Genomic DNA, 15,746 nt, shown 5'->3' with positions numbered 1-15,746 from the left:
CGCGCCCTATCTGCGCCGGCGGCGCGGTCGCTTCTTCGGCCCAGCGGGCACGCTGGGGCCGTACCCGGCGGCCTTGCTTCGCCAGTGCTCGATGGCCTGTCCGGGGTTCGCAGCAGGCCGGTTCTCCTGCACGTACTGTCGTACGGTCTGCCGGAACTGCGGATCGTCGAACCGCTGCTTGAGACGCCCCAACTGCTCAGCGTCGAGCGCGTCCGGCTTGCCGACGTCAAGGGACTGCGCGAGGAGCGCGTGCCCTTCCCCGTCCGGAAGTAGTCCCTCCTCCGGGCGGCAGCCGTACGGGCAAGGCATCGTTTCGACCGCGCCCCACAGGTGACAGGACATCGGCCGGACGTCGTAGACGCTGCACTGCCCGTCCTTCAACGCTGGGCAGGTGTAATGGCCCGTCTCGGCGAGCTGGGCGAGCGCGTCCCGGTAGTGCGGGATGTTCACGCCCCGTTCGCGGATCCGCTGGTGCTCGCGCGGGTTCATCCCGACCGGGCCGCAGCTATCGACGCACAATCCCTTACAGCCGGGCTGCGGCACCTTGGCGTACAGCTCATCGAGGGCTGCGTCCATGTCAGATCGTCGCATGTGGTGTCCTTCACAAATGGAAACGTCGGCGGTCCACGCCCCCGCAACGGACCACCGACGAGCTGGTGCTACTTGTTGACGGCGGCCTTGACCTTGATGGCAGGCCGGAACCGCATGACCCACTTGCCGGGCACCTCGACCACCTCGCTGGTGTTCGGGTTCCGGCGGGCCGTGGCCTTGTGGTAGCTGCGGTCGAACACGCCGAGCCCGCCGATGCGGACCTCACCACCGGCGGCGACGGTGCCCACGATGATGTCGATGAACGCCTCAACGCTCCGCGCCGCGGCGACGCGGGACGCGCGTCGGTGCGCTGGCGGAACTCCTCGATGACGTCTGTCTTATTCACGCTGTACTCCCCCGAAAGTGACGACTGGATCGGCACGACACCGCATGGCACGCGCCTGACGCATATGACACATCATTTGCGTCAGACGCGCAACTCCGGCGGCTACACTGCCTCCCACTGTGTGCGGGGAATGCCTTCGCTGCCGGTGATCTGTCGCGGGCGGGATGGACGGTCCCAACCGGACCGGGGCCGTCTCTGCGCGATGACGCGCCAACCTGCTGCCCGCAGGCTGGCGCGGCTCTCACCTGCACGCACGGCCCGACAGGACCAGCGCGGGCACGGGTCTACGCAGGCGGGACCACGAACGAGACTCTTACCCCTGAGTTGCCGCTCTGGCTAGGCCGATGAGCCACACTAGATTGACCGCGAAGAGTACCAAATCAAGAGATCTAATCTGAAACACTTAACCAACGGCAGCAAGGAGAGACAGGTGACTGGGGGCGGACCGTCGAGGGTACCAAATGCCTTTTCGATCCAGCTTGGCCGCGAACTACGCGCCATTCGCGAGAAGCTGCAGATGACCGAGAACGATGTCGCCATGGCTTTGAAGTGGTCCGTCGACAAGGTGTCTCGAATTGAGACCGCTCAGACTTACTTAGCCCAAGTAGACCTCTTGGCGTTCGCCGACTTTATGTCAATTCCGGAGGACAAATTAGCCGAGCTCGCGGAGCTTGCAAAGACGGCCAGGAGGCCTGGCCGTGTACGTGCCAGCAAACTAGCCAATGCTCAGCGTGCCATATATCGGGCAGCGCTACATGATCATACAATATTCGCCGACGCTGCCGACCCTGCGCTCCTACCGATCTCCATCTACCTCGGAGACGAGACTACTTACCAGTCCACCGAACAGGCGCTGTTCGAGCTGATGGCGACATTTGGACTGGAGGAGATGAACTCGCCTCCTGCCATGAAAGGCTCCTGGTTCCGGCAAGTATTCGGCCGAGCCAAGAACGTCGCCACATCAGATATCGCGAAGGAGATCGTGCAGGAGGTTCACCAGGCAGCGAGACTCCAAGGTCTTCAACTGCCACAAGCACAGGTTGACGAGAAAAAGGCGGCAGCCGTAGCAGGCTTGATCCAGTCGCTAGAAGGACAGGAGCGAGCCGTAATCATGGTCGGGTCACTTCTCGTACTTAAGTCGGGAAGCATCGTAATCGTGCGTGATCTCACAATGCAAGAGCTAATTCACATGGAACGCAATCCGACTCTCATGACGGACCCCGCCAAGCTACTGACAGCACTGCAGGCGATGCCCGAGAAGGGTCGACCGATCGAAGGCACAGCTTGAATGCGGCGATGGCATGGAGCTGCTCCCCTAGTTAGCTGATCCGCAGGTATGGAGAAGGCGCTCTTTCTGTGTGCCCTTTCCGTTCTCCACGAGGCGACGACGCCGATCGACTGATGTGTGATCGAGGAGGGCGATGTACTCCCAGCCGAGGTAGTCGTCCTGCCACTTCCGGTACTCCTCCAGCAGCAGCCGAGGCGGCTCAACGACATCGGTCCCAGCGAGCTCGCGCTGGTGGTCGCCGAAGTCCACGAGGTAGCCGAAGAAGGCGGGCCTATTTCGGTAGATCACCTTCACGACTCGACCGACCATGCCGTATGCGCGGCGGGGCTGCACGCGGTCGCCATCTGGTACATCTTCGGCTTCGGGGTCCGGGCCGGCTTGCGGCTAGGCACAGGCGGTCTCCTCGATGAGCGCGCGGGCTCGCTCATACGCCTCGTCCACGTCGATGCCGTAGTTCTGGGCGACGATGAGGTCCACCAGGTTGTTGATCGCGCGGGCGGCGTCCCACGCGGAGACGACCTGCACGGCCTGGCCCTCGTCGGACTCGGCGACGAGCGCGGCGAAGCCGATCTCCTCCACGGCCTTGTCGGTGGCGTCCTGCAGCAGGGTGCGCCTGCACTGGTCGAGCGGTTCGCGGCAGTGGAAACACATGACGTGCATCAGAAGCCCCTTTCAGATCAGGGTGAGTTGTACGGGTTCGATAGCGGGGGCGGGGGTGCGCGGTGCTGCCGTGGCCGCGCGCGGATGCGAGGTCGTATCAGCCGTCATACGGCTCGTGCACCAGCTCGCGCGCGTCAAGCAGCGACGGCGCTTCCTCAAGCAGCAGTTGCCACGTCCACCCCAGAACGGAGGGCAGGTGCTGTCGGGCCCGTTGGCGAGGAGCGTTCCGTCCGCCGAGTCGGCGTCCATGGCCGCCGCGGCGTACCGTATCCGCTTGAACGAGTTGACCCTGCCGACGTGGACCCACAGCCCGGCAGCGCACGCGGCGCGCGCGAGCACGGCCGCCGCCGGCGACAGCTTCCAGACGGTCGATCCGCCGACGAACAGGCAGTCGAAATCGTCGCAGTCCCACCAGTTCCAGACTTGAGGCAACTCTGAGCAGCCATGGCAGTCGGCTTGTCCACACCGGACGCGTGAGCAGGTTGCGATAGATCATTTGCTCAACGAGGCAGAGGGCCGCACGATGCATGCTTGTGTGAAAGGCGTCACACAGACATGCATTGCAGATCTTGTATTGGCCATTCTTGTGACGAAATGTTGCAGGTGAAAGCCTCTATGCGCATATACGTCAGAGGTCAGTCGCAGTCGAAGAGCGAGCGGCAAAGCATAACTGGTGCACCATTTGCGCCCAATAGACCTATGTCGCTGGCTACCCTGTAGTTCTGGCGCATGCAGGGCACCGATCACCGGGAGACAAACAATGCACAAACGGACAAAGATGTCCATCCTCTCCTTTGTCGTGCTAGTCGGCACATCTCTGTCGCAGGTGCCAGCTTCAGCCCAAGCGACGCCTTGTCGCGGCGCCACGTGCGAATGGAAAGACCCGTACACGACTCACTGCGCGGCCGATGATCGTCTAGTATCCGTCGAATACTTCCAGTTCGGCGCAAACGGAGGTCGAGTCGAGGAACACTACTCCCCGTCCTGTGCAGCCAACTGGGCGGTAGTGCGGATCTATTCTGGATCCATCGAACCTGTAGACGTCTTCATCCAAGACACGGACCCTTACACACTGGGCTCGGTGTGGTACCCATCCAGCGGCAAGATCGGCACCCGTCCGGGCGACCGGTATGCCTGGAAGCACACGCCTATGATCGACGGAAGGCAAGTCAACTGCGCCGTCGCCTTACAGGCCGGTAGTCCTAGTTACTCGCGTACAGCACCATGCATCTAAGTGACTTTCATGTCAGAAGAAAGCGACAAACAGACATTGAAATCACCCGCAAACCGGGCGGTACTGATCGCCGCCGTCATCACTGGGGGAGCAGCGTTAATCGCCGCCCTCATCGCTGGAGGGGCGTCGCTTGGAGCCCCCCTCGTTCAGAGGTGGGCGGAAGATAGATCAGTCTCCCCTCCTGCAAGGAACGACGCAGAGAGTGCCCAACCAACGCCCGAGGACTCTGGCCAACATTCATCCTCTGGTACGGCACGGGCGACAACCGTCTCACACACCGAAGGTAAAGGTCTATATACGCATACACAGCCAAGGACCGACTCCTCCAGAGGCAGTCCCGAGCATTTGCCGGAAGGCGCCGTGATTTACGTCGAATGCCAGGAACGGAATGGAGATTCCCTTTCCGATCCAGAAGGTGACCCCAGTCGATATTCCAAGCCCTGGCCGGTGTGGAATCGGCTTACGAACGGCAGCTGGATATCGGACCTCTACACGGACCTACCGAAGAAACCGGGAGAGGCGCCACCTACGGGTATCCCCAAGTGTTGACATCCAATCCTCCGGGACGTGATTCGCGGAGGATCGGTCGATGAACCCGCTGAGCTGGCCCGCGTGGATGCGCTCTCGGACCCGATCGAATGCTCGGTAGCGCCGAGTACGGCGGCGCGTGCACCGTGACAATCTCCGGGCGAAGGGGCTGCCCGCGCGGGGCAGAGCCGAATTGCGTTAGCCGCTCAAGCTGCGACGTCGTAATCGAACCTGGACAGCTCGATGCCCAGGAACGCCTCGATCAGGGCGCATGTCAGGATCTCGGCCATGGGCGGTGGGACCGCGTTGCCGATCAACTTGACCTTGTCGCGGGCGGAGTCGGCGACGAACACGTAGCGGTCCGGGAACGACTGGGCCCGCTGGAGCTCCGGGATCCGAAGCATCCGGAACAGGATGGACGACACGTCGATCTGGCCGTCCGGGGTGAGCAGCGCCCACCGGTCGCGGGTCGGGATCGTCCCCATGGGCTCGTGCACGCTCTGCGTGCGGCCGTTGCCGTAGTACGCCATGAGCAGCGTCTCGGGCAGGGGCAGGCCGGGCGGCGCGGTGACGAGCGACTGGTGCCCGGTCGTGGTGACCGTGCGCATGTGTTCGCTCGTTGGGGTGACGTGCTCACGCCCATCACCCTTGGAGCCGTTGTTCCGCATGATCAGCGCTGGCGGCGGCTGCCAACCGGGAGGGACGCCGAGCCCGTGGTGGAAGCCGCCGGCCGTGACCGCGTGCGCGGGGTCCTCGAACGCGGGCCTCGACTTGAACTCGTCGCCACCGCCCCGGAACGGGAACACCAGCGGCAACATGTCGTCCTTGAAGGCCGGGTCAGTGGCCAGCCCGTGGTTGGAGCCGTTCGAGACAAGGGTCGCCAGCGGGTCCGTGGTCGGGTCGGTGTTACGCGGCCTACCCGAGCGCATCAGCGACAGGAACGAGGGGAACACGCCTGGCTGCGCGTCCGGGGGGAAAGCGATGCCGTCCTCATTCCGGGTGGTGCTGGTCCGCTTCGGCATGTTGACCGGCCGCGCTACCTTCCCGTCCCGGCCTTCGCATGGCACGACGAGCGCGTTGGCTTCGCGCGTGGTGAGCGCGGGGATCGGCTCGTCCACTCCCCTGGGCCCGTCGTTCCAGGTGCCGCCAGCGGGCGTGATGAACGGCTTGATCCAATGTTCCTCGACTCCGGCGCGGATGCGGGCGATCGTCTTCGGGGCCAGGCCCTCGGGCTTCTTCTTGGTCTTCTTCCTGGACCCGATTGGGGTGCCGAGGTCGGTCCAGTCGATCGTGTACGCGGCCGGTAGACGGGGCGGTTCGATGAGCTGTCCCTGGCAGGCGACCTCGGGGCACACCCACACGTACTGGCCGTTCTTGATGCCGTAGACGCCCATGTCGGTGCCGCGCTTCTTCCACGCGCGGACGGCCTGCACCCATCCGCCGTGGCGGGGGCAGAACGCGTACGGGTCGAACCACTTGCGGTAGTTCGGCGTCCGGCCCACGGACTCGTGGATGCCGGAGATGAGCATCCGGTCGCGGGACTGCGGGGTCGGCAGCGTGGTGCGGCCCTGGACGTGCGCGGCGTTGACGGCGTGGATCTGGATGATGTAGCCGAGCTTCCGCAGCTCGCGAATCCACCGGTCCCAGTGCGCCCACAACCTCGCCTGGACGACGTTCTCGACGCCAAACCCGAGCACGGGCTTGCCGTGCTTCTCCTGGCAGTGGCGCAGGTAGGTGACGACCTCCTCCATGAGCGCCCGGGACCGAATGCGGGTCTTCTGGTGCTCGGTCAGGTTGTCCAGGTCGTCGGCCCACAAGGCCATCTGGTTTTCCTTGTCGAAATACCTCGTCTCGCCCGAGGCCGTGGAGAACGCGGGGCAGTTGTGGACGGTGATGCCGTCCGCGACGTAGGACTCGTCGTCGGCGACGTGGATGTTGTAGACCAGTTCCAGGCGGCCGGTGGGGGCCGGGTGGTGGGTGTTCGACCAGCGGTGGCCTTCGGCTTCGGTGTACTGGAAGCGCTGCGGCCCGGCCGTGATCCAGGACACGGTCCACGTCGGCCGCTCGTTGACGGCCCTCCTGTCGATGACGCGCTGCCGCTTGCGGGCGGACTGGTAGCCAAGGTTGGCGACGTGCCCCAGGGAGTTGGCCAGCATCCGGATGCCGATCGCCAGCTTCTTGGACACGGTGGACGCCCTGGTGTACTTCGCGTCCTTGGTGCCGTCCGCCGACAGGTAGCCGTCGAGCAGCGCCTCACGCCACGCTCGCGGCATGGTCATCGCCCACGCGGGGATGGTCTTGCCGTGGGCGTGCTGCCCGAAGTGCTCGGCCATCCACTCGACCAGGCCCCGGTGTGACGCGACGAACCGGGCGGCGGTCTTGGTTCGGCCTCGGTTCCAGGTCAGCTCGTCGAGGCCGTGAAGCCTCTGGGCCAGGTCCTCCACCTCGTGGTAGCCGCAGGTGATGGCCAGGTCGTACCGCCCGTGATGAGGGTTGCGGCGGACACTGGCTCGCCTGCACGTGTCCGAGCAGAACAGTCGGACACGGCCCGTGGTGCTCTTGCCGTGCTGTCGTGTCTTGCCGCCGCACATCACGCACGGCGATCCAGCCGGTTGGGAGCGTCGGCGCGGCTTGGGGTCGAGTTTGGTTGATCGCTTAGCTCGTAGCCAGCCGTCTCCGACCCACCGGCCGACCATCCACCAGAACTCCGGCGTGAACTTCATGCCGCGCCCGCCGACCTCCGGCACCGGCAGCGCTTCACCGAAGTCGGTCGGGGTCGCCCAGCAGATGCCCGGCCCGAGGTCCTTCGCTTCGGTCCATTCGGATTCTTCGGCGACGGAGTATCGGTAGGTGCGGGCGTCGTTGTCCCAGGTCCGGGTTCGCTTCCGGGTGTAGAAGGGGTGCTCGGCAGTGGTTTCGATGCCCTGGTGGAAGCCCTTGCCGGACACGATGACGGTGGGAGCAAGTTTGCTCATGGTGCCGGTCACCAGACGCCAGCGGCGCTGGTGGGTGAACACCTCGTCGCCTTCGCGGACGTCCTCGATCGGAACGAGGCCACGACGGGTGAGGATGAGTGTGCCCGCGACGAAGCAGGCCGGCGAGGCCCAGAAGAAGCTGGCGTACGGGAACTTCTCGATGGCGTCGGCCTGCTGGACGTCGCCGAGCCAGAAGTCCACGTCGGGGTGGTTTTCGACGTACGTCCACTTGGCGGGCTTAGCGTGGTTGGCGGCGAACCTAATCTTGGTGCCGGGGACGGCGGCGATCCCGGTCCCGGAGCCGCCACCGCCCGCGAACATCTCGACAACGTCGATGTCGTCGGGGAAGAGCCGGTTCAGCACCCGGACTCCCTGCGGGACGACTCCTCGACGGCGGCCCGCGCGGCGCGGGTCTGCGCGACAGCCTTGGCCAGCTCGCCCTCGATGAGGAGCGGCATGCGGATCATCTCGGGGACCTGGCGGTAGATGATGCGGCCGGTGGCCGTGACGACCGCCTCGTAGCGGCCGGGGAATGACCAGAACACGGACACGGCCCGCAGGGCTCGGTTCGCTTTGACGAGCGCCTTTGCGGAGTGATTTTGGGCAGGGGGTACTGCGGAGTGGCGGTTCATCTGTGGTGTTGCCTTTCGCGAATTGCGAGGGGTTAGAACGAGAGGGAGAGCTGGGCGGGCCCGTTGAGCCCGGCCAGCCATGCCGTCTCGAAGGAGCGATAGGTCTTGTCGTGCGCCAGCGCGGGCGCGGCGGTCAGGATGTGCTCGACGCACGGGTAGTAGAGGTTCCGGGTCCGCAGCCACACCCGGTGGTGGCGGCCGTCCGTCTCGACCTCGCGGCCGAGCAGGTACGCGGCCCGGTCGAGGTGGGCAAGCATGTCGGCGCGGGTGCCCTCGACGAGGAGTTCCAGCGACCGGTGGGTCTGGCCGCGGGCCATCGCGTCGTCGGGCTTGGCCGCCATGGCGCGGCGCACGTCGTAGATCGCCCACGGCATGCGGTCAAGGTGCTGCTCGAACAGGTCCAGCAGCGGCCCGCTGTCGGGGTTCGAGGCGATGAGGTCGTACAACTGCTGGCCAGCGAGGAGCCCTTGGCGCGGGTTCACCGCGACGGCCAGGTGCTCCATCGTGAGGCCGAGCAGCGCTTCATGGGGGTTGGCCAGGTAGCGCGGGATGGTCCGGTCACGGCCTTCTGCCAGCGAAAATGCGTAGGGGCACTGGACGCATGCCGACTTGGGCCATTTCACGCCGAGCTGGTCGAGGACGTACTGCTCGCAGTCGTCGCGGTACCAGCCCCACTCGATCAGCGGGTAGGACGGGATCCGCGTGCCGGGGCCGAGCGGCATGTCGCGCATCATCCGCTTGGCCTCGCCTGCCTCGAAGCCGATGACGTGGACGAACTCCTCGTCGCCGACGATCTGGGCGATGACCTGGTCAAGGACCCAGCCCTTGAATTTCAGCGAGCATTTGCGTACCCCTCCGGACTGGGGCACGGTCGCCACCGACAGCAGTTCCTCGCTGAGCCGGTAGGCGCCTGGCGCTGAGGTCAGGCAGAGGATCGGGTGGGTGGTGTCGTCGAGGACTACGATGCCATCCGCCTGGCGGCGGCCGGCGCGGGCGACCTGGATGGTGCGAACGCCGTGGCGGGCGAGCAGCGGATAGATGTGCTGCTCTACGAGGTAGGCGGTTTCCACCCACTCGTCCCCCGTCTGCGCCGTCACCACCACGAGGTCCCGCAGGTCGAACCAGCGCGACGCGGGCTCGGTGAGCCACCGCAGCAGGATCGCCGTCGAGTCCAGGCCGAGCCCGTACGAAAAGATGATCTTCACGGGGTCTCCGGAGAGGCCCCCGTCCTGCGCCGCGAAAAATGGGGTGTATTGACTTCATTGCTTTCAAAGAGAAAGGTGAGGTTTCTCGGAAAACAAGGAGGTCGTCGTGCGCCCGAGCACGCAACTCATCTTGGCGTTTATGGGAGGTTTCGTCCTCTTTTTGACGGTCAAAGGGGACGCGGACGGGCTTTGGGGTCTCTCGCTCGGCATCTTCCTGATCTGTCTACTCCTCGCGTACGTGTTTCGTGACTTCCCGGACGCAGGTGCCGGTCAAGGCGGGAGTGCCGATCGTGACGGAGGCGCGGGGTACGACAGGGGCGGGAGAAGCGGAGACGGGGGATTTGGCGACGGCGGAGACGGGGGCGAGTAGAAGGCCCGGCGAGGGCAGGCCAGGCCAGGGGCTTGAAGTGGCGGTTACTGCTCGGCGGGGATGACCACGACGACCGTGTTGATGCCGGTCACAGGGGCGAACGACCCCTCGGGCAGTTCCTCGAACCAGCCGCCGCGCTCCTCGACCAGGGCGCGGAACCGTTCGGCTGCCTTGAACTTCTGGTGCAGCACCCCGGCAGCCATCACCGCGACGAGACGCCCGCCGGGCTTGAGGAAGCCGAGCGCGTGCGTGACGTGCGCGATGTCCTTGCCGCCGGAGAACGGCGGGTTCATCACGATCCGGTCATAGCCGTCGCGCTCGGTCGGATCGACGTCCAGGAAGTCACGGACAGAGGCGGCGTTCGCGCCGGGGACGCGGCTGGTCAGGACGGTCGCCAGGTTGTAATCGATCTCGACGCAGTCCACGACAGCGCCCCGCTCGACGGCCGCCAGTGCGATGTTCCCGGTGCCCGCCGAGGGTTCCAGGACCGTCATGCCGGGCCAGATGTCGGCCAGGTCCATGAGGGTGTCCACCACGGCGGGCGGTGACACGAACGCCTCGCGGTCCCGACCGACGCGCACACTGTCGGCCACGTTCGCTGCGGCCTTGAGCTTGTCCGTGTCGAGCTTCGGCACGTTCACCTTCGGCGCCGCCGGCCGGGCGCGCGCGGGCTTGTTGGGGACGGTGACCGTGGGTTCGTCGCCGTGCGGGCACTCGACCTTGGCCACGTCTGTGTACTTGACCTTCGGCTTCCAGTGGTCCCGGAAGTCGAGCTTGACCGTGGTGGGGTTGGTCTTGAGGGCGAGCCCGTTGTATCCCCAGGCCCATACGCGGTCGCCGACGTGGATGTTGTGCTTGCCCCACTCGACGAATTCACCTTGCCCGGTGGCGGCGGCGAGCTGCTGCCGGTCGTAGGCGAGCTGGTTTTCGATGTGGTCCTTCTGCGCGAGGAGCTGTTCGCGGTACTCGCCGCTCGCGGGCGGCTGCTCGTCGATGTAGTAGGGCGTGCCGTCGTGCCGGAGGTGCCTGCGCGTGTAGCCGTCGAGGTTGCGCTGTACCCGCCGCAGGTCCGCCTCCAGCCGCTGGATCCGGCGGGCGGTGACGCGCGGCCGAGCAGAGTATGCAGCCTGGCGACCGACCGCGTTGGCTCGGCGGGCGGCCTCCTGCGCGGTCCGGTCCTCCTCGACGCTCTTGCGCATGGCGGAGTCCATGCGCTTCTGGTCGCGCCGAGCGCCGCGCTCGGAGTGGTGCCCGATGAGGATCGGTTGCCCGCCCGCGAACCGCTCCGAGAGCTGGTTGGCCCGGTCGGCGGCCGAGGCCGCGTTGCCGGCGTGGCGCTGCGCCTTGGCCGCGAGCGCGTCACGCCGGTCGTCCAGCCGATCAGCTTGGTCGGCGAGGACCTGGGCGCGGTCGCGCGGGGTGTCGTCGATCTCGACGGTGACCTCGAACCCGGCCGCCCGCAGGGCGTCAGCCGCGCCGTTGATCTTCCAGCGCTTAGCCACTTGGTCCCGGGACTGGCGGATCCCGATCATGCCGATGGACCGGAAGTAGTGGAAGCCGTGCTTGCGCAGGATCTCCCAGGCGCCGTCGCCCTTGACGGTGCCGTCCACGAGGGTGCCTTCCTCGTGGGTGTGGCTGATCGTGATCACTGGTCGGCCTCGCCCTCGGCCTCGTCGCCGTCGAGGAGTTGGGCCTGCAGCAGCTCGACGACGATCACGCGGGGCGGCTTGGACACGGGCCGGGGCACGAACACGGCGCAGTCCGGCGGGCACTGCGTGGTGCGGTCGTCCTCGCCAGCCGGGGCCGTGCCGCAGTGCGGGCACCGCTCGCGCGGCACGGTCTGGGCGACGTCGAACGTGCCCTTCTTCACGTAGTAGCGGGGCCCGCGCTTGGAGGACTGCCAGCCGTCGTCGGCCAGTTCCTTCTCCCTGGCCTTCTCCTCGTCGGTCTTCTTCCGGCCGATGTGGCGGAACGTGTCGAGCGACTTCTCCCCCTCGGCCACGCACCGGCCCTGGCTGATCCAGTAGTCGAAGCCGCCGCAGTGGGTCAGCGGTCGGCGCTGCGCGGCCAGGAGCAGCGCGTTCTGTAGCGAGTAGCCGGGGTCGTCGCTGGCGGGGTCGAGCTTCCAGCCGATGCTCGCGGCGATCGACCGGAACTGCTCCAGCTCGGCCGGGTCGTTGAGGCACAGCACGGCATAGGCGTGCAGCGCTTCTCGCGCCGCGGTGCGGCTGGCTGCGCTGCGGTCCTTCATGGCCTGCGTGACGGGGCGGCGTCGGCCCCTCTTCGTGGTCGCCATGGTGGCGTTCTCCCTGTTCAGTTGACTAATTGCGGTAGCGCTATTGACCTACTGGCCCTGCCATATGGCAGGGCCAGTGTGGATAGATCAGTCCCAGGAGACGATTTCGTAGCCGTCCGGCAGGCTCACCCGGCGGCAGCACGCCTCGCACTCGTAGCCGTCGGTCTCGTACGTGCCGTCGCCAGTGCCCGCCGTGATCTCGCCGGGCGCGACGATCTGCAGTTGGTTGGTGCGGGTGGCGACGTCAAGCTCGACGATGCGGTCCGCCGTACCGCAGTCGGGGTACGGGCAGACCATCACGCCCTCACGCACCAGGGCGTTCGGCTCGTCCGGGCTGAGCAGGACGCCTTCGAGTGCGATCGTGTCGGGCTCGACCGCCTGGGACGGGATGGCCAGTTCAGATACGGGCCCAGGCTCCATCCCTCACCTCCAGGTGCCAGATGGTGTTGGTGGCCGAGTGGCGAGCCTTGATGAGGCCGCCGTTCTCGCGGACGCGCAGCACGACGTACGAGCCGTCCCGACCCTTGACGACGTCCGCGGCCTTGACGGGTGTTGCGCGCGAGGTCACACCGCCGCCTTGCCCTCGGCGCGGACGTGCGTGGTGAACGGGTCGCCCATAGCGCCGCCGTCGTAGCGGACGATGAGCCGGACCTTCGTCTCGTCGTCGGGCCTGATGTCCTTCACCGTCCCGGCCTGGACGCCGACGAGGACCCGCTGGTCGATGCGGAACCGCCCCATCTGCTCTCGGTTGCCGCGCAGGAAGCGGGCCAACTGCTCGCTTCCGATCAGCTCCGAGGGCTTCGACCGGCCGGGGTACTGCAGGGCGGCCGCCAGGGCGGTGCTCCCCTGGAACGCCACGACGATCTTCCAGTCGTCGCGGGTCAGGATCAGCTCCGTCGTGCCGTCGTCGCTGGTCTCGCCGGGCTCGATGGCCCACCCGCAGACCCGTGCCTTCGTTGTGATGACGCTGTGGCTGGTGTTCGGGTTGATGGCGGGCCTGGTTCTCCTGCTCATCGGGTGCCTCTCAGTGCGGACACGACGCGTGCCGTGTCGTAGACGGGGTTGGGAAGGTCTGCGGGGGCGCCGCACTGGCACAGGCCGGTGATGATGACGCCGCCGCGGATGTTGAGCCACCACCGGTTGGCGGCGGGCGGGAAGTAGTGGCTGAGCAGCGCCGCTGCGAACTCGTTGCGGGGCCGGTCGCCGGGGTGCGACAGCCGGCCGACGATGAGGCGGGCGGCGGGGTACTCCTCGACCTCGGAGATCTCGGTGTCGTTGTCGCCGTCGCCAAGAGTCAGCGCGGCCGTCAGGTGCCGGGTGTCGAAGCTGTCGCCGTCGTCAGCCGTCCGGAGCTGCACGCGGGTGACCCAGGCTGGTCTTGCAGCGAGCAGCAGCCCGATCACGGTGCTCGTCACGCGGGCTCGCCTTCGTGCGCCAGAAGGTCGATCACGGCGATCGTCGTGTTGTCGCCGCCGCGGCCTCGTCTGGCCAGGTCGAGCAGAGACGCCGCAACGTACTCGCCGGCCAGGTCCGGCGCGGCCATACGCGCCAGTTCGTCGAGCATCGCGTTCATGTGGTCGGCCCGGCCTGCGAGCGGCAGGTGCGCGGTCAGGCCATCCGACGCGAGGATGATGCGGGCGTAGTCGTCGGTGTAGGTGAGCAGCCGGTGCGGCCAGGTGCCTTCGCCCTCGTGCTTCTCCTCGACGTTGCACGGCTTCCCGCAGGGGTGGCAGGACGGGACGGTCAGCGGGATGACCCTTCCGTCCAGGCGCACCGCCCAGGCGGGTGAGTCGCCGACCCACGCCATGTCGAGGAAGCCGGGGGTGATCGCGGCGACGACCGCCGTGGTGATGCCTTCCTGCCCGGGAGGGGCGTCCTCGTTGCGCTGCTGCAGGTGGGTCCGGGCCGTGTGCAGGCCCTGGACACCGCTATTGGTGGAGCCGGTGACCGCCGCGGCGATCTGCGCGCTGATCTGGGCGGCGTCGGCCGCGTCGGAGTCGTCGCCCGCGCCGTCGCACACCGCGACGGCCAGCGCCCAGGAGCCGTCGAGCACGGCCACGTAGTCGGCTTGGGCGTGGCGGCTGTTCTGGATGCTGTCGTAGAAGACGCGGGCGACGCCCGGTACGTACATGAGGGGCATGAGGTTCCTTTCAGTTGTTCCAGCCCGGTTCAGGAGTGCTAGCTCTTGCACTTCGCTTTCTGCTGCAGTCATCCTGATTGCCTGTCGGCGGCTCAGCCGAGGCTTATCAAGGAGGCGGGCGGATGACGCGTGGCCGTTTGCGGAGTAGATGGGTGTCATGGACTGCCTTCACGGCGCTATTGGCAACGGTCTTGGGCATTTACCTGATGGCAATCGCGTGGGCTCCACGCCATCTGATAAACGAGGAAATCTTTCACAATCCACAAGCCACACTCAGCGATCGCCTCAATGCCGAGCAAGGCGCCCGACTCCTTGTTACTTCTATCGCTGGTGCGCTCGTCGTCTTCGGCGGCCTCATCTTCACCGGGGTGAACTATCTTTTGTCCCGGCGCGGCCAAATCACTGACCGCTTCAGTAAAGCCTTAGAGCGGCTTGGCTCTGCGGAGTTATATGAACGAATTGGTGGTATCTACGCGCTTGAGCGGGTCATACGCGACTCCCCCAGCCATCGTGACGATGTCACTCAGGTGCTAGCCGCGTTTATCCGTGCGCGCACTCCCCCGGCGCAAAGCGATGTGTCGATACCATCGCAGCGCAGGCGGTTCCGATGGCCGTGGCAGTCTCAGTCGAATGGAAACCATCTTCCTCTCCACCCCTCGGAGGATGTCCAGGCTGCATTGACCGCTCTGGGACGTCGCCCCCGTCAGGGAACGCGTCCTGCAAATGGGCACGCGCTTCGCAGACATGTAGATCTGAGCGATCTGCATCTGCGTGGCGCACAGCTTAGTGGGATGGACATGCGTCGATTCAAACTTGAGGGTGCAGACCTTCGCGGTGCAGCTTTAGAGGGTGCCGACCTGCGAGACTCTGATATTAGTTGGGCAGACCTTCGCAATGCTCGCCTCTTCGGCGCGAATTTGCGTCGCGCAGACCTTACCGGAATAAATTTGCGCAACGCCTCTCTGGTTGGGGCCGATCTGCGTGACACCCGGCTCGGCTCGGCCGATTTGCGCCAAGCACGGCTGGGAAGCATACTTCCCAGATTTATTCATTCGTTCGTGCACGCGGACCCTAAGCGACTCTCCACTAGGTTGATCTGGGGGCGGCGATGGGGTTACAGCATTGTCGGGGCCGATCTTCGCGGAGCCTTGTTCGGCAACACTGACCTGCGTGGCGCAATACTTGTTGCAGTAGACCTGCATCACGTGAATCTCAATGGAGCCAACTTGCAAGGCGCCCAGTTCGATGAACCAGATATGCGTCAAGAAGCGCTGGAAACTATCAGATTGACTCATATGGTGCTAGGGATATACGACGGCTATGGCAACACGTAGAACGATCCCAGGAGTCAAGCGATGGCTGGCGGCCTGAGCCCAGTAAGGACAGACCCAGTGCGTTACGCTGTAACGTACTGGGTCTTCGTGTGGCAACGAGGGTCCGGGGCTTTTGTGGTGTTGGGATGGCCGGGCCTGTGGCGGGCC

Annotated in this window: 17 protein-coding genes and 1 pseudogene; 4 read left to right on the top strand and 14 right to left on the bottom strand. The window is 65.8% G+C overall.

Annotated features, from left to right (window positions below):
- Nucleotides 1–6: 6 nt before the first annotated feature.
- A complete protein-coding gene (locus tag LCN96_RS16815; protein WP_225273571.1) occupies nucleotides 7–591 on the bottom strand; it encodes a YkgJ family cysteine cluster protein in 585 nt (194 codons plus the stop codon).
- Between the two features lie 68 nt (nucleotides 592–659).
- Nucleotides 660–875 (bottom strand): annotated as a pseudogene (locus LCN96_RS16810) (HU family DNA-binding protein); the annotation flags it as partial.
- Between the two features lie 492 nt (nucleotides 876–1,367).
- On the opposite strand from LCN96_RS16810, the gene LCN96_RS16805 reads away from it, so the two are divergent.
- The gene (locus LCN96_RS16805) at nucleotides 1,368–2,225 is read left to right on the top strand and encodes a helix-turn-helix domain-containing protein (protein ID WP_225273570.1); all 858 of its coding nucleotides are present in this window, start codon (nucleotides 1,368–1,370) and stop codon (nucleotides 2,223–2,225) included.
- 27 nt (nucleotides 2,226–2,252) lie between these two features.
- Here the strand turns inward: LCN96_RS16805 and LCN96_RS16800 are convergent, their stop codons facing one another.
- Nucleotides 2,253–2,519, bottom strand: a complete 267-nt coding sequence (locus tag LCN96_RS16800; protein ID WP_225273569.1) for a hypothetical protein — start codon at nucleotides 2,517–2,519, stop codon at nucleotides 2,253–2,255.
- 90 nt (nucleotides 2,520–2,609) lie between these two features.
- A complete protein-coding gene (locus tag LCN96_RS16795) occupies nucleotides 2,610–2,885 on the bottom strand; it encodes a hypothetical protein (protein WP_225273568.1) in 276 nt (91 codons plus the stop codon).
- Between the two features lie 115 nt (nucleotides 2,886–3,000).
- Here LCN96_RS16795 and LCN96_RS16790 point away from each other — a divergent pair, with 115 nt between their 5' ends.
- Together LCN96_RS16790 and LCN96_RS57415 are read left to right on the top strand one after the other, a co-directional pair.
- Nucleotides 3,001–3,312, top strand: coding sequence for a hypothetical protein (locus tag LCN96_RS16790; RefSeq protein ID WP_225273567.1), 312 nt, complete (start codon nucleotides 3,001–3,003; stop codon nucleotides 3,310–3,312).
- A 333-nt stretch (nucleotides 3,313–3,645) separates the two neighbouring features.
- Nucleotides 3,646–4,119, top strand: a complete 474-nt coding sequence (locus LCN96_RS57415) for a DUF2690 domain-containing protein (RefSeq protein ID WP_404823971.1) — start codon at nucleotides 3,646–3,648, stop codon at nucleotides 4,117–4,119.
- A gap of 734 nt (nucleotides 4,120–4,853) precedes the next feature.
- On the opposite strand, the gene LCN96_RS16780 is transcribed toward LCN96_RS57415, so the two are convergent.
- The 10 genes from LCN96_RS16780 to LCN96_RS16735 form a co-directional block, all read right to left on the bottom strand.
- On the bottom strand, nucleotides 4,854–7,985 hold the full coding sequence (locus LCN96_RS16780) for a DNA cytosine methyltransferase (RefSeq protein ID WP_225273565.1): 3,132 nt from the start codon (nucleotides 7,983–7,985) through the stop codon (nucleotides 4,854–4,856).
- A complete protein-coding gene (locus LCN96_RS16775) occupies nucleotides 7,979–8,173 on the bottom strand; it encodes a hypothetical protein (protein WP_225273564.1) in 195 nt (64 codons plus the stop codon). Before LCN96_RS16775 ends, LCN96_RS16780 begins: the two co-directional genes overlap by 7 nt.
- A gap of 113 nt (nucleotides 8,174–8,286) precedes the next feature.
- Nucleotides 8,287–9,459: a hypothetical protein gene (locus LCN96_RS16770; protein ID WP_225273563.1), complete on the bottom strand. Its 1,173-nt coding sequence runs from the start codon at nucleotides 9,457–9,459 to the stop codon at nucleotides 8,287–8,289.
- 414 nt (nucleotides 9,460–9,873) lie between these two features.
- Nucleotides 9,874–11,478, bottom strand: a complete 1,605-nt coding sequence (locus tag LCN96_RS16765) for a DUF3560 domain-containing protein (protein ID WP_225273562.1) — start codon at nucleotides 11,476–11,478, stop codon at nucleotides 9,874–9,876.
- Nucleotides 11,475–12,125 (bottom strand): hypothetical protein, encoded by a 651-nt coding sequence (locus tag LCN96_RS16760; RefSeq protein WP_225273561.1) that lies wholly within the window; start codon nucleotides 12,123–12,125, stop codon nucleotides 11,475–11,477. Before LCN96_RS16760 ends, LCN96_RS16765 begins: the two co-directional genes overlap by 4 nt.
- 87 nt (nucleotides 12,126–12,212) lie before the next feature.
- On the bottom strand, nucleotides 12,213–12,545 hold the full coding sequence (locus LCN96_RS16755; protein ID WP_225273560.1) for a hypothetical protein: 333 nt from the start codon (nucleotides 12,543–12,545) through the stop codon (nucleotides 12,213–12,215).
- Entirely contained in the window at nucleotides 12,523–12,693 is a 171-nt protein-coding gene (locus LCN96_RS16750; RefSeq protein WP_185112800.1) for a hypothetical protein, read from the bottom strand. Before LCN96_RS16750 ends, LCN96_RS16755 begins: the two co-directional genes overlap by 23 nt.
- A complete protein-coding gene (locus LCN96_RS16745; RefSeq protein WP_225273559.1) occupies nucleotides 12,690–13,139 on the bottom strand; it encodes a hypothetical protein in 450 nt (149 codons plus the stop codon). The genes LCN96_RS16750 and LCN96_RS16745 overlap by 4 nt, the downstream gene beginning before the upstream one ends.
- Nucleotides 13,136–13,540 (bottom strand): hypothetical protein, encoded by a 405-nt coding sequence (locus LCN96_RS16740; protein WP_225273558.1) that lies wholly within the window; start codon nucleotides 13,538–13,540, stop codon nucleotides 13,136–13,138. Before LCN96_RS16740 ends, LCN96_RS16745 begins: the two co-directional genes overlap by 4 nt.
- Entirely contained in the window at nucleotides 13,537–14,265 is a 729-nt protein-coding gene (locus LCN96_RS16735; protein ID WP_225273557.1) for a protein phosphatase 2C domain-containing protein, read from the bottom strand. The genes LCN96_RS16740 and LCN96_RS16735 overlap by 4 nt, the downstream gene beginning before the upstream one ends.
- Before the next feature lie 152 nt (nucleotides 14,266–14,417).
- On the opposite strand from LCN96_RS16735, the gene LCN96_RS16730 reads away from it, so the two are divergent.
- On the top strand, nucleotides 14,418–15,599 hold the full coding sequence (locus LCN96_RS16730) for a pentapeptide repeat-containing protein (RefSeq protein WP_225273556.1): 1,182 nt from the start codon (nucleotides 14,418–14,420) through the stop codon (nucleotides 15,597–15,599).
- Nucleotides 15,600–15,746: the final 147 nt, after the last annotated feature.

It is taken from the genome of Nonomuraea gerenzanensis (assembly GCF_020215645.1).
Taxonomy (GTDB): Bacteria; Actinomycetota; Actinomycetes; order Streptosporangiales; family Streptosporangiaceae; genus Nonomuraea; species Nonomuraea gerenzanensis.
Note: the sequence above shows the minus strand (reverse complement) of the source record. Positions and strands in the feature narration are given on the sequence as shown.